Raw genomic sequence first — 13579 nt, forward strand, 5'->3', positions numbered from 1 at the left:
TTGGAACTAGAAGAAGCAAGACAATTATGGCATCGGCTTTCGGAGCAGATCCGTTACCATAACCAAAAATATTATGTCGAGGATTCACCTGAAATCGACGATTTTGAGTACGATGAGCTTTACAGACGCTTGGAACAGATCGAGGGGCAGTTTCCGGAGCTTGTCACGCCGGATTCTCCGACCCAGAAGGTAGGGGGAGAGGCTCTGAATAAATTTTCCCCCGTGGTTCATGCGGTTCCGATGGAAAGCCTTCATGATTCCTTTTCCGATCAAGAGATGAAAGACTTTGACCGCCGTGTACGCGCGGCAGTGGGAAAACCAACCTATATCGTGGAACCGAAATTCGACGGGCTTTCAGTTTCCGCTGAGTACCGGGACGGCGTCTTTGTCAGGGGTTCCACCCGGGGAGACGGCGCGGTGGGCGAAGACATTACCGAAAACCTCCGGACGATTCGAAGTCTTCCGAAAAAGCTAACGCGGCCGATTCCGTTCTTGGAAGTGCGGGGTGAGGTCTACATGTCTCATCACAGCTTCTTTAAACTTGCGGCGATTCAGGAGCTTGAAGGAGAAAAACCGTTTAAAAATCCGCGTAATGCCGCGGCCGGTTCCCTGAGACAGAAAAATGCCAGGATCACTGCCGCCCGCGAACTCGATATTTTTGTATTCAATGTGCAGCAGGTCGCGGGGACCGAATTGCACAGTCATAAAGAATCGCTGGATTTCTTGAAGGATTTGGGATTCGCGGTTCCTCCGTTTTATCGCACCTGCAATACTGTTGAGGAAGTCCTTGAAGAGGTAGGACGGATTGGGGAATTACGCGGGACTCTTGATTATTCCATTGACGGCGCGGTTGTAAAGGTCGATTCCTTTTCACAAAGACAAGTGCTCGGCAGCACGGCAAAATTCCCCAGGTGGGCGGAAGCGTTTAAATATCCTCCGGAAGAAAAACAGACAAAACTCCTAAGAATAGAGGTTAATGTCGGCCGGACCGGCGCGCTGACGCCGATCGGGATCTTTGAGCCCGTTGAACTTGCGGGTACGACGGTCAGCCGTGCGACGCTCCATAATCAGGACTTTATTGAGGAAAAGGGAATTCGTGTCGGTGACACGGTCGTGATGAGAAAGGCGGGAGAGATCATTCCGGAAGTGGTCGGCGTGGTCTGCCATGAGGAAGATTCTCTGCCCTTTACGATGCCGGAGGTTTGCCCGTCCTGCGGCGCGCCGGTGGTGCGGGAAAAAGGGGAAGCCGCCACTCGCTGTACGAATCCGGAATGCCCTGCCCAACTGCTCCGGCACCTGATTCATTTTTGCAGCCGTGACGCAATGGACATAGACGGGATGGGACCGGCCGTCATTGAGCAGCTTGTTGAAAAACATCTTCTGTCGTCCCCGGCCGATCTGTATTTTTTAAAGAAGGAACAAATCCTTGAACTGGAACGAAAGGGCGAAAAATCCGCTGATAATCTGATTGCCGCAATTGACCGTTCCAAAACGAACGATCTTTATCGTCTGATTTTTGCCCTGGGAATTCCTCACGTCGGACAAAAAGCGGCAAAGCTTCTGTCCGCCCGTTTCCGGACCATCAACGGAATTTTTCAGGCGGCAGAAGACGATCTTGCCTCGGTGGAAGGTATAGGCGGCATTATTGCTCAGAGTGTGCATCAATTTTTCAGCTTGTCCAATACGGCGCATTTGATTGGCCGCTTAAAAGACGCCGGAGTTAACATGTCTTGTTTGACCGACGTTTCGGACAGCCGTTTTCAGGGAAAGACATTTGTGCTGACCGGAACGCTGCCAAACCTGTCCAGAGCACAGGCAACGGAGCTGATCGAAAAGCACGGGGGAAAGGTCAGCGGCAGTGTATCTAAGAAAACGGATTATGTTTTGGCCGGCGACGACGCCGGCAGTAAACTGACAAAAGCCAATCAGCTTGGTGTTGCCGTAATTTCGGAGCACGAGCTCGAAGAGATGCTTGGCGAAAACTCCTGACTTCGAAAATAACGGAACATCGAATTTGAAACGGGGGATTTGTCATGAAAGATACACTTTCGAATCAAAATACAACTGCGGATTTTAATACATTCGGTGGGGAACTGATTTCACTTCGCTGTTCGGGCTTGGAATATTTATGGCAGGGAGACAAAACTTACTGGAGCGGGCAGGCACCGGTTCTTTTTCCAATCGTGGGCAGTCTTCGAAATAAACAGGCTGTAACGGCTTCCCGTCAGATCTGCCGGATGGAGCGGCATGGCGTTGCGCGCAAAAGGGAATTTGTGCTGAAGGACAAAAGCAGGGATTCTATTACGTTTGCTTTGCGTTCCGATTTGGAAACAAAAGAACGGTTTCCTTACGATTTTGAATTGGAGATTCAGTATCTTCTGCTTGGTAAAAGCCTGACGACCCTGTACACCGTTTACAATCCGGGCAATTCCGATTTGCCGTTTCAGATTGGAGGACATCCGGGCTTTCGCTGTCCGCTGGCCGCCGGGGAGCTTTTCGAGGACTATATTGTCGAGTTCGAATATCCGGAGACTGCGGACTGCCCGTCACCCGACTCACAAACCGGGCTTGTCGATTTAAGCCGGCGCCGAACAATCTTAAATAAAGAGTCGGTTCTGAAGTTAAATCATCATTTGTTTGAAAACGACGCGCTGATTTTCGATTCCCTGCGTTCCGGAGCGGTAAAGCTGTATAGCCCGAAGACCGGCCGCGGGATTCAAATGGAATTTCACGATTTCAAATATTTTCTGATTTGGTCCAGTTCAAACGGCGGTCCTTTTGTAGCACTGGAACCCTGGAGCGGGCTGCCTACCTGTACGGATGAGGGAGATTCGTTTGAAAAGAAAAGAGGAATGACTCTTCTTCCGCCGGGACAAAGTAAGTCGTTTCACTACACAATAGAAATAATTGGCTCCTAAAATAGAATCTCCGGTTCCTAACAGGGGCCGGAGATTTTTTCGGCCTATGCCGGGTTTGGCCAGGAGGCTTATTTTTTTTTGTTCTAACCTCACCGTTTTGTCCATATCTATTGGATGAAGGGAGAGGACAAGGTAATGATCGAAGAAAGGGACGAGCGGTTTGACACCGCTTCCAAATGTATCTGTGAACGAATTAGTACGGCTCTTTTCAATTTGCCAGCCGATGTCAAGAAACACACACAGGAAATTCGGCTACGCGTGAACCGTCCGGTTTGTATCTGCTGCGCGGAGGGCACCTATTTTCTTGGCCCCGGAGGGCGCCTTGCGTGCCGTGTGGTTACGGGCTTGGTAGTCGCGGAGCGCAGGGATTTGGAAGAGAGCTTTCGAAATCTGTGCAGCTATTCCATCTACAGCCATGAAAACGAGATTAAAAACGGTTATATCACCCTGAGCGGGGGACATAGGGCGGGCATCTGCGGCACGGCGGTTTTACAGTCTGCGGTCGTCGGTTCCGTGCGCGAAATCTCTTCCATCAACTTAAGAATCTCGCGCGAAATCCGGGGCGCCGCCGATTTACTGCTGGATCAGCTTGGGAATCGCCTGCAGGAAGGACTTTTGCTTGCGGGAGCTCCCTCCAGCGGAAAAACAACAATCCTCCGCGACCTTGCAAGGCAGTTGTCCGGCGGTTCCCGCGGAAACCTGAAGAAGGTTGCCGTCGTTGACGAACGCGGAGAAATCGCCGGGACCTATATGGGCGTTCCGCAGAATGATCTGGGGTGCTGCTGCGATGTGCTGGACGGATACCCCAAAGCCGATGGAATTTTGCTTGCCGTGCGAACCTTATCGCCGGAAATTATCATCTGTGATGAAATCGGATCTGAAAGTGAAGTAACCGCGGTGGAGCAGGGGCTAAATACCGGCGTCACGATGATTGCAAGCATTCATGCCGGGTCCGTTCAGGAACTGATGCGGCGCGTGCAGACGCAAAAACTGCTGAGAACGGGAGCGTTTGCCTCTGTCGCTCTTTTGGATGCGAAGAACGGGCCCGGAAAAATTGCAGGAATTTATAAAGCGGGTGATTTGCTTGCTGAAGCTGGTGGGGGCGCTTCTGCTGATTATGGCGGGAACTCTCTGGGGCTTTATGGAATCGCGTAAGCTTTCCGTAAGAGTAGAAAGCCTGGAATCGTTTCTGCGGTTCCTTTCCGCCGCAAAAACGGAGGTTCGTTATTCCGCAGTTCCTGTCGTTCAGGTCTTAAAAAGGCATGGAACAGATTTTCGTTTTATGCGGGAGTGTGCGAAACAATCCGACGGCGGAAAGGGGTTTGCCGCAGCATGGAATTCCGCCGTGGTATGCTTTTCAAAATACGACGGATTTACCGCACGGGACAGGGAAATGCTGCTCTCTTTCGGAGAGGATTTCGGAGCCAGCGATACGGATGGCCAGATTTCACACCTGGAACTGTTTTCCGGGTTATTCGGGGCAAATCTGAAATCGGCTCGGGAAGACCGGAACAGGAAATCAAAATTATATCTGATGCTCGGCATATTCGCCGGCTTATCCTCGGCGCTGCTGCTGTGCTGAAAACGGAGGAAGAAAAATGGATGTGGATTTGATTTTTAAAATCGCCGCAATCGGTATCATTGTCGCGGTTTTAAATCAGCTGCTGGAGCGTTCCGGCCGTCAGGAGCAGGCCATGATGACCACCCTGGCGGGGCTGATCGTTGTTCTGATGATGATTATCCAGCAGATCAGCACATTGTTTAAGACGATCAAATCCATATTCAGTTTATAACATGAATATCGTTGGAATTGCGGGAATCGCCGTTTGCGCGGCGGTAATTGCCGCCATGCTGCGCCGGTATCATCAGGAGTACGCCGCTTTACTGAGCATTGCGGCGGGAGTTGTGATTCTGCTCGAAATTTTTGCAAGCGTCGCTCCCGCCATGCATCAGATTCAAACATTGTTTTCCGCAACGGGCTTGACCACGGACTATATCCTGATCTTGCTGAAAACGCTCGGAATCAGCTTCCTGGCACAGTTTGCGGCAGACTCCTGCCGGGACGCGGGGGAAAACGCGCTGGCCTCTAAAATGGAACTTGCCGGAAAAATTTCTATCGTGATTCTGTCTCTGCCTCTGTTTGAAAAAATTGCGGAGACAGCGGTGAATCTGATCGGTGGGTGAAGAATGAAAAAAGCAGTCTGCCTGATCATTGCGGTAGCCGCCGCAATTTTATTTTCACATCCGATATTCGCGGCGGCGACGGAATCCGGGTTGCCTCAGCTGACGGATAAATTTTATGAGGACCAGCTGAAGCAGAGCGGAGCGGATGAGCTGCCGGACAGCTTGTCTCCGGAAACGAAAAAAATATTGAGCGATCTCGGGGTGGAAGGAACGGACTGGAAGACCATCACCTCTATTTCACCTCAGAATTACTTTCAGAAAATCTTAAGCGTATTTACAGGACAGGCTAAAAATCCATTGAAAATACTATGCGGCGTGCTTGCCGTGATTTTGCTCTGTGCACTTTTGAACGGGATGAAGCTGTCCTTCGGAGAAAAACCGATGGGCGGGGTAATCGGAATGGTCGGGACGCTTTGCATTTGTACGATTGTGGTTGTCCCGATTGTATCCTGTATTCATGACGCCGCGGATGTGCTGAACGCCGCCTCCGGATTTCTGCTGGCCTGCATCCCGGTTCTTACCGGAATCATGATCGCGGCGGGGCAGCCGGTTTCCGCCGGATCGTACCACATTCTGATGCTCGCAGCCGGAAATGCGATCTCTATCCTGTCATCGACCTTTTTTATTCCGATGCTGAATATATTTTTGGCGCTGTCAATTGTATCGGCCGTTTCACCCGGCATTAATCTGAGCGGGCTGTGCGCGGCGCTCAATAAAATGGTCAAATGGATCATGGGGCTGTGCATGACGCTGTTCACCAGCCTGATCACCATGCACTCCATTGTTGCTTCGTCGTTGGACAACACGAGTTCGAAAGCCGCAAAGTTTGTTGTCAGCAGTTTTGTCCCGGTGGTCGGCAATGCGCTTGGAGAGGCATTGCAGACCGTAACAGGCTGTGTCAAATTACTGAAATCAGGCGTCAGTGCATTTGGGCTTCTTGCCGGGATCTTTATCTTTCTGCCGATTATCGCGGAATGTATTGTCTGGATACTGACCCTGAATCTGTGTGCGGGCATCGGGCAGATTTTCGATCTAAACGATATTTCCTCGCTGCTGAAAGCATCCTCGGACGTTGTATCAACAATGCTGGCGGTTCTGCTTTGCAGTATGATGATTCTGATTATCTCAACAGTCATTATGATTGTTGTCGGGGGCGTGAAATGAACGGGGTCAGGGAATGGGCGACGGTGATCTGCCTTGCCGCTCTGTCCGCCGCCATGCTGCAGAGCCTTGTCCCAAACGGTTCCATGGAACGGATGGCGAGGTTTGTCATCGGTGCTTTTATCATTTGTGCCCTTGTTGCTCCAATCTCCAAGGCTGTTCCGCAGATACGGGCCGGACTGGAAACGGAAAATCATCCGGCAAAAGAAAACGAACGGTTGAACTCCACAGTGGACCGGCAGTTTGAGGACGCCGCGCAGCAGAGCATTACCGGACTGGTTCACTCGGAATTAAAGAGAATGGGGATAAACTGTAAAAATGTTCAGGTGATTATGGATACGGATGAAAACGGCAGCATATCAATTAATAAAGTCGTTGTGACTGTTGATGGGGAAGCAGCATCTGGACGCGCCGGTGTGTCGTCCGCGCTGGAAAAGACGCTGGGAATCAAAACGGAGGTCGTTTCCAATGAAGGGTGACGAAAAAGAGGGAAAAGCCCGGGGAACCGGTCTTTTGGACCTTTTGGCAGAAAATGAAAATTACCGTAAAATTATTCTTGGCGCCGGTCTGGTTGGAATTGCGCTCATTTTTCTTTCCGGGTTTCTGACAAACAGCGGGAAAACGCAGCAAACAGCGGCTTCACCATCAAAAACTTATACGGCGGAGGAATACGAAACACATCTTGAAAACGAACTGACGGAGCTGATTACTAAAATTCAGGGGGTCGGCAGCGCGAGCGTCATGGTGACCCTGGAACAGACCAAGCAGTCGGTTTACGCAAAGGAAGAAAAGGCCAGTGGCCAGACGACGAAGGACCAGTCGGACGGCACGACCAGAAATGAAGAGGATCAAAGCAACGAGACAAATTACATTCTGGTGAAAGGCGCCGACGGTTCCGAACAGGCGCTTTCGGTCACCGAGATCCAGCCGGTTGTCAAGGGCGTCGTTGTGGTCTGCGAGGGCGGCGGAAATCCGGTGGTACAGCAGAGCGTCATCGACGCCGTCACGACGGCTCTCGATATCTCTTCCGTACGGGTGTGCGTCATAAAAGCAAAATAAAGAAAACAGGGGGAATTCGATTATGACAATGGGCAAACGGCAGCTCGTTCTTGCGTCTTTGGTTGTTGCGCTGGGGGCGGCCGTCTATCTGAACTGGGCGCTGATGGGGAATACGCAGCTTTCCGCGACGAATGCCGTCACGTCCGGACGGGAGCTGGGTGAAACTCTGCTGGTCAACGCGTCCGGAAATGAAAGTGGCGCAAATTCCGGCGAAAATTCTTCGGCGGTCGATACCAGCGCGAGCGTCGCGGGAGACGACTATTTTGCATCTGCGAGACTTACGCGGGAAAAGGCCCGGGACGAATCCGTTGAAATGCTGCAAAAGGTTGTAAGCGGTTCCGGCGAAACAGACGCGGCAAAGCAAACGGCTGTGTCGCAGGCAAACACGATTGCCCAGAACATCGTGAAGGAAGCTGAGATCGAAAATCTGATTAAGGCGAAAGGTTTTAACGACTGCGTCGTATTCCTGCAGAACGATGAATGCAGCGTCGTTGTTAAGACCAAGACCAATACGCAGAACGACGCGATCGTGATCCGGGACATTGTTGCCGATCAGGCCGGGATTTCCTATGATAAAATCAAGATTGTTGAATGCGAATAGTTGTGTTCACAGGCAAATGTGGTATAATAATTCCCGTGGATGATACGGTGAACGGGTTGAACCCTCCACAATGTGGAGGGTTTTTTCATCGAAACTATAAACTCACGGGGGAAATCAATGAAAAGACGCGAAGCGCGCGAGCAGGCTTTTGCTCTGATTTTTGCAAGGAGCATCAACCATGAAAACATAGACGACGTCGTAACCGCCGCAAACGAGGCCAATGACTTTCCAATCGACGATTTTGCAGAAACGGTCGCGGCAAACGTGCAGACAAATGAATCGACGCTGGATGAAACAATCGAAAGTTTTACCCGCGGGTGGAAAGTCAGCCGCCTTTCAAAGGTGTCCCTCTCCATTCTGCGCCTGGCAGTATATGAGATATTATATGAAAAAGATATTCCAATCAGTGTATCCATCAACGAGGCGGTCGAACTTGCCAAGAAATATGGAACCGCCGAAGACGCTCCGTTTGTAAACGGAGTCCTGGGTTCGCTGGCAAAGACACAGGAAGCGGAACATGCCTAGCGTATTGGGAATCGATACCAGTAACTATACGACCTCCGCGGCTCTCTGGAATGACGGAGTAGTCCGCCAGAACAAAATGCTGCTGCCGGTGAAGAAAGGGGAACTGGGCCTTCGCCAGAGCGACGCCGTTTTCCATCATGTGGTCCAGCTGCCACAGGTGCTCTCCGCGCTTCCTCTTGCTGATTCGGAAATCGAGGCGGTTGGAGCATCCGACCGGCCAAGAAGCATGGAGAGTTCCTATATGCCATGCTTCCTTGCCGGCCTTGGATCTGCGAAAGCAATTTCCCAGGTCTGCCGGTCGCCGCTGCATTTGTTTTCCCATCAGCAGGGGCATATAGCCGCGGCACTGTATTCTGCGGGTAAAGTCGATCTTCTTAAGACGCGGTTCCTTGCGTTTCACGTTTCCGGAGGAACGACGGAAGCCGTGCTGGCAACGCCGGATGAGCAACAGATTTTTCTGACTGAAATCGTAGCCAGGTCGCTGGACCTGAAAGGCGGACAGGCAGTTGACCGGGTTGGCGCCATGCTGGGACTCCCTTTTCCGGCAGGAAAGGAACTGGAGGCGCTCGCGGGCAGAGCAAAGCGTCCATCAGTCGTTCGGGCGACTTTGAAGGGAGCGGACTGCTCACTTTCCGGGATCGAAAATCGTTGCAGGGCCATGCTGGACAGGGGCACACCGAAAGAAGAGATTGCCGCGTTCTGCCTTGCTTCTATTCTGGCGGCATTGGACGAAATGGCGGAAGTCCTTTTAAAGCAGTATGGGGAACTACCTCTTGTATTTGCGGGCGGCGTCATGAGTGACGGCATTCTTCGGATCGCACTGGAAAAAAAGTACGGAGCGTTTTTTGCCGAGCCCGAATATTCCTGTGACAACGCCGCCGGGATCGCCGTGCTTGCCGCCCGGAAAGAAGGTTATTTGCAGTGAACCGGATTACGCCGATGGTTTTGAGCGTTACGCAACTGAATACGTACGTTCGTTCCGTTTTTGAACAGGATCCGCACCTGACGCAGGTTTTTGTTTCGGGAGAAATTTCAAATTTTAAAAATTATTATCGCTCAGGGCATTTATATCTGTCGTTAAAGGATGAAAAGAGCGTCATAAAAGCGGTGATGTTTGCGCGTTATACGGAGCGCCTGCGGTTTGTGCCGGAGGACGGCATGAAAGTAATTGCCCGGGGCCGTGTAAGCGTTTATGAGGCGACCGGTCAATATCAGCTTTACATTGAAGATCTGCAGCCCGACGGAGTCGGCGCTTTGAGCGTTGCGTTTGAACAGCTCAAAAGAAAACTGGAGGCCGAGGGCTTATTCGGAAAGAAAAAGCAGATTCCGAAATATCCGGAGAGAATCGGAGTCATCACTTCGCCCTCCGGCGCTGCGGTACATGATATTCTTACGGTGCTGGGCCGAAGATACCCGGCGGCTGAAATTGTTTTTTGTCCTGTGGCGGTGCAGGGAACGGAGGCCGCGCCCCAGATCGTCGATGCGGTTGAACGGTTCAATCGTTTAAACTGCGCCGATGTGTTGATCGTCGGGCGAGGCGGAGGCTCGCTGGAGGATTTGTGGCCGTTTAACGAGGAATCGGTTGCCCGTGCGGTTGCGGCCTCCCGTATTCCGGTGATTTCCGCGGTCGGGCACGAAACGGATTTTACGATTTGTGACTTTGCCGCAGACCTGCGGGCACCGACGCCTTCCGCAGCGGCGGAATTGGCGGTCCCCGACAGAATAGAGCTGGCGGCGGGGCTTCGCGGTATGAGAAAGCGCCTTCATCAGGCGATAGAGTCCGTTCTCTCCGACGCGGGCCGGCGAATTGACCGACTTTCCGACAGCGATGTTTTTCGAAACCCGGCGGAGCGGCTGGAACAGAGAAAGCAGGAAATCACACAGCTTTCTTCCGTATTGAACAGTCATATGACCCGGAAAATACAGAGCTGTCACACTATTTTGTCATCCGAAAGCGGGCGGCTGAACGCACTCAGTCCTCTTGCCGTGCTGTCGCGTGGATACGCGGTAACCTGTGATGAAAACGGGAGCCCGGTCGGCAGTGCTTCCAAAGTAAGGAAAGGCGAAATTCTTACGATCAAAATGAACGATGGCAATGTCGGCTGTTTGGTGGAAAATGTCCGGATGCAAAAAAAGAAACGATCGGAGGCGGGTAAGTTATGAAACAGAAGCTGACCTTTGAAGAGGCCGCCGCGAGGCTGGAAGAAATCGTCGGGAAGATGGAATCGGGGGAGACCTCTCTGGAAGAATCCCTGAAACTTTTTGAAGAAGGTTCCGCCCTGTCCTCGCTCTGTTACCGGAAACTGACCGAGGCCGAGCAAAAGGTTCGAACGATTACGGAAATGGATCATAAGGAAGGAAAAGCGGATGAGCAGGATTGAGCCGCAGAATTATATGAAAGTAATTCAGGCAAGCCTTGAGAAGTACATCCCCGAGGAAAAGCTCTTGCAGGGCGGGCTGTTTCAGGCAATGAGGTACAGCCTTCTGTTAGGCGGCAAGAGAATCCGACCGATTCTGCTTCTGGAATTCTGCGGCGCTTGCGGGGGCGACCAGGAATCCGCGATTCCGTTTGCCTGTGCTCTCGAAATGATCCATACCTATTCGCTGATCCACGACGACCTTCCCTGTATGGACGACGACTCCATGCGCCGGGGGAAACCGTCAAATCATGTTGTGTTTGGAGAGGCCCGGGCTTTGCTGGCGGGAGACGCGCTTTTGACGATGGCCTTTGAAACGATGCTTTCGCAAGACAGCATTGCTTCGGTTGGCCCACAGCGCGCTGCACGGGCGGCCGGTATTCTGGCAAAGGCCTCCGGCGCCTACGGAATGGCGGGCGGGCAGATGATCGACCTGCAAAGCGAAGACAAGCGGATTTCAGCCGATACTCTGATTTACATGGATGAGTGCAAGACGGGCGCACTCATCGTGGCGGCCGCAAAAATGGGCTGCGTCCTTGCAGGCGCAGAGGAGGAAAAACTGCATGCGGCTGAAAAATACGCCAAATCGATCGGTCTTGCGTTTCAGATTCAGGACGATATCCTCGACGTGGAAGGCGAGCAGGACTCGCTTGGCAAACCGATCGGGAGCGACCTGCAAAATTCTAAAAGCACCTATGTCTCCATCCTCGGTATGGAAAAAGCCCATGCGCTCGTACGGGAGCTGACCGATGAGGCAACGGAAGCGCTTTCCTGTTTCGGCACGCGGGGAGATTATTTGCGCGAACTGGCCGGGAACTTAGCTCAGCGGAAAAGCTGAGTCGAGTTTGTGCTTAGATCTTGCTTCTTTCACTTTATTTATGCTATACTTGAATAAAGGAAGACGGTGGCAAAACATTATGAAAAAATCAACCTTTTCTATATTTATTGTTTTATGTTTCTGTATTTTGCTCTTTTTAGGCTGGCATTGCATCTCAACGGTGCAAATTTTAAATCAGAGTGACCTGCACGATTATATCACCCAAAAAACCGAATCTAAAGAGGGACAGATTCGGGTAGATGCCGTTGACCGGAAAAACAATTTTTTGGCAGCCCTATATGACAAAGGGAACGAAGCGAAACTGATTATCCTGGAGCGAGACCTCATTTTTCCTGACCGGTACCGTTATTTCGGAGAAGGGAGCGGCGGCTCTGAAATTGAAACGTATAATTATCAGGAAGGGACGCGGGACGGGCAGCAATCGTTGATTATTGTTTATGGCGACAATACAAAGTTAGGAGCAGCATCTTATCAGTTTACAAACAGCGGCAGAATGTATTCCAAGCAAAATCTGGGGCGGTATGTGCTGGATATTTATTGGATTAAACATGCAACGGATCAGAGCGATAAAGGGTTTGTTTATAACAAAAACGGAAATAAAATTTGTGCGATTAATGAATAAGGAACACATCCTGCTGAGAAAAATCTTAGCAGGATGTGTTCCTATAGAATCAGCCTTAACTTGTTAGTGTCTAATTTAATATGGAATTCCGGAAATAGATAGCTTTAATGACCATTTTTTATCCTTGATAGAATAGTTAATGCCTATATCACCTGAAGTCGAAAAAGACAATGAACCTTGAACATCTTTCCAAGTGTGTATATATTCTCCAACAACACTTGTGGTGTTACCTTTACCTGTTAATGTATTTTTGCCGATTGTTGTCCAGCATGACGAATTTTTAACCCAGATATTTGTATGGCTACCCCATTGTAGATCATCAAATGACCAAGCGATCCCTCCGTTGGGCGAAATATCTGCCACGTCGGGTGTTGAATGATAATTCTCGGAGTTTTCAGTATCCGCATCATAGTTGTCATAGTCGAAACCACCACCCCACGCGAAACCCATGTAGTCCGGACCAGCCGCAGGACCATTACTACCTGAATTCCAGAAGCCGTTTATATCCCAATTATTTATAAGTTGCAGTTTATATTGATTGCTGTATTTTTTTACAGTAAAAGTCATACTAAACTTTCCTCTTACTTTATGCTTATGTTTAGTAGTAGAAAACGAGCTCATTGCAGAATTTATATCAGAAAAATTCTGTTCTCCAATAGTCTTAACTTCTTTTTTGGAAAGCAATCTACTACTAGTAATCATCGGTTTGCTATTTAAAATTTCGTAAGTTTCTTCTACATAAGCTGTTGCAGTAACATAGCCGACGTTTTTTCCATCTTTTAAAAGAGAGAAGCTCTCCAATGATTTTGGATTAGCAACAAAACGCTGCTTAATGTATGCGTTTGGAAATTCATTAGAGGTTACAGAAGCACTTAGTGCTGATATAGCGTTTGTACTTTTACTGATAGCAAATGCCGGAGAAACGCTTGTTATCAACAGTAGACTAACTAAGAGAGTGCAAATTAACTTTTTCATGTAATACCATCCTTTCAATTTTGATTTAATTGCGTACTTTTTTTCGATGGAACTATTTTCACCTGCCTTTTAAATCACTATACCCAATAATATACTATTTTGGAAAAAATATCAAGTTTTATATAGAAGTATTTCAGTCTATGCTATTGCTCCCCCGAATAAACCATTCCACTATAAATGGCCTTAAAACTGCCTTGGTATGAGACTTTTCATGATTTCCCCATCAAACTACGGCAATGTTTAATTGGTATATCAATATTACACATTGACAAATTTGAC

The 13579-nt window shown here is 49.9% G+C and carries 17 protein-coding genes; 16 read left to right on the forward strand and 1 reads right to left on the reverse strand.

The genetic code is table 11. The features are described 5' to 3' along the window. From ligA to ACLQ3M_RS05910, 16 genes are all read left to right on the forward strand, one after another. On the forward strand, nt 1–1989 hold the full coding sequence (gene ligA, locus ACLQ3M_RS05835; protein ID WP_411676755.1) for an NAD-dependent DNA ligase LigA: 1989 nt from the start codon (nt 1–3) through the stop codon (nt 1987–1989). 44 nt (nt 1990–2033) lie between these two features. Beyond that, a complete protein-coding gene (locus ACLQ3M_RS05840; protein WP_411676756.1) occupies nt 2034–2918 on the forward strand; it encodes an aldose 1-epimerase family protein in 885 nt (294 codons plus the stop codon). Between the two features lie 135 nt (nt 2919–3053). Beyond that, nucleotides 3054–4073, forward strand: coding sequence for a stage III sporulation protein AA (locus ACLQ3M_RS05845; RefSeq protein ID WP_411676757.1), 1020 nt, complete (start codon nt 3054–3056; stop codon nt 4071–4073). Beyond that, complete coding sequence (locus ACLQ3M_RS05850) at nt 4003–4500, forward strand: stage III sporulation protein AB (protein ID WP_411676758.1); 498 nt, start codon at nt 4003–4005, stop codon at nt 4498–4500. The genes ACLQ3M_RS05845 and ACLQ3M_RS05850 overlap by 71 nt, the downstream gene beginning before the upstream one ends. A 16-nt stretch (nt 4501–4516) precedes the next feature. After that, nucleotides 4517–4711, forward strand: coding sequence for a stage III sporulation protein AC (gene spoIIIAC, locus ACLQ3M_RS05855; RefSeq protein WP_066644185.1), 195 nt, complete (start codon nt 4517–4519; stop codon nt 4709–4711). A gap of 1 nt (nt 4712) precedes the next feature. Then, nucleotides 4713–5102, forward strand: a complete 390-nt coding sequence (locus tag ACLQ3M_RS05860; protein ID WP_411676759.1) for a SpoIIIAC/SpoIIIAD family protein — start codon at nt 4713–4715, stop codon at nt 5100–5102. Between the two features lie 3 nt (nt 5103–5105). Then, on the forward strand, nt 5106–6266 hold the full coding sequence (locus ACLQ3M_RS05865) for a stage III sporulation protein AE (RefSeq protein ID WP_411676760.1): 1161 nt from the start codon (nt 5106–5108) through the stop codon (nt 6264–6266). Then, a complete protein-coding gene (locus ACLQ3M_RS05870; protein ID WP_411676761.1) occupies nt 6263–6742 on the forward strand; it encodes a stage III sporulation protein AF in 480 nt (159 codons plus the stop codon). The genes ACLQ3M_RS05865 and ACLQ3M_RS05870 overlap by 4 nt, the downstream gene beginning before the upstream one ends. Continuing rightward, nucleotides 6732–7322 carry a stage III sporulation protein AG gene (locus ACLQ3M_RS05875; RefSeq protein WP_411676762.1) on the forward strand — a complete coding sequence of 197 codons (591 nt, stop codon included), beginning with the start codon at nt 6732–6734 and terminating at the stop codon, nt 7320–7322. The genes ACLQ3M_RS05870 and ACLQ3M_RS05875 overlap by 11 nt, the downstream gene beginning before the upstream one ends. Before the next feature lie 22 nt (nt 7323–7344). Further along, entirely contained in the window at nt 7345–7923 is a 579-nt protein-coding gene (locus ACLQ3M_RS05880; protein ID WP_411676763.1) for a SpoIIIAH-like family protein, read from the forward strand. A gap of 117 nt (nt 7924–8040) precedes the next feature. Next, entirely contained in the window at nt 8041–8448 is a 408-nt protein-coding gene (gene nusB, locus ACLQ3M_RS05885; RefSeq protein WP_411676764.1) for a transcription antitermination factor NusB, read from the forward strand. Then, nucleotides 8441–9373 (forward strand): peptidase M22, encoded by a 933-nt coding sequence (locus tag ACLQ3M_RS05890; RefSeq protein WP_411676765.1) that lies wholly within the window; start codon nt 8441–8443, stop codon nt 9371–9373. Before nusB ends, ACLQ3M_RS05890 begins: the two co-directional genes overlap by 8 nt. Then, complete coding sequence (gene xseA / locus ACLQ3M_RS05895; protein ID WP_411676766.1) at nt 9370–10611, forward strand: exodeoxyribonuclease VII large subunit; 1242 nt, start codon at nt 9370–9372, stop codon at nt 10609–10611. The genes ACLQ3M_RS05890 and xseA overlap by 4 nt, the downstream gene beginning before the upstream one ends. Next, nucleotides 10608–10829: an exodeoxyribonuclease VII small subunit gene (xseB, locus tag ACLQ3M_RS05900; RefSeq protein ID WP_411676767.1), complete on the forward strand. Its 222-nt coding sequence runs from the start codon at nt 10608–10610 to the stop codon at nt 10827–10829. The genes xseA and xseB overlap by 4 nt, the downstream gene beginning before the upstream one ends. After that, on the forward strand, nt 10816–11703 hold the full coding sequence (locus ACLQ3M_RS05905; RefSeq protein ID WP_411676768.1) for a polyprenyl synthetase family protein: 888 nt from the start codon (nt 10816–10818) through the stop codon (nt 11701–11703). Before xseB ends, ACLQ3M_RS05905 begins: the two co-directional genes overlap by 14 nt. Nucleotides 11704–11782: 79 nt before the next feature. Next, entirely contained in the window at nt 11783–12325 is a 543-nt protein-coding gene (locus tag ACLQ3M_RS05910) for a hypothetical protein (protein WP_411676769.1), read from the forward strand. Nucleotides 12326–12400: 75 nt separating this feature from the next. Here ACLQ3M_RS05910 and ACLQ3M_RS05915 read toward each other — a convergent pair whose 3' ends face one another. Continuing rightward, nucleotides 12401–13300, reverse strand: coding sequence for a hypothetical protein (locus ACLQ3M_RS05915; protein ID WP_411676770.1), 900 nt, complete (start codon nt 13298–13300; stop codon nt 12401–12403). Nucleotides 13301–13579: the final 279 nt, after the last annotated feature.

It is taken from the genome of Caproicibacter sp. (assembly GCF_046707225.1).
GTDB lineage: Bacteria > Bacillota > Clostridia > Oscillospirales > Acutalibacteraceae > Caproicibacter.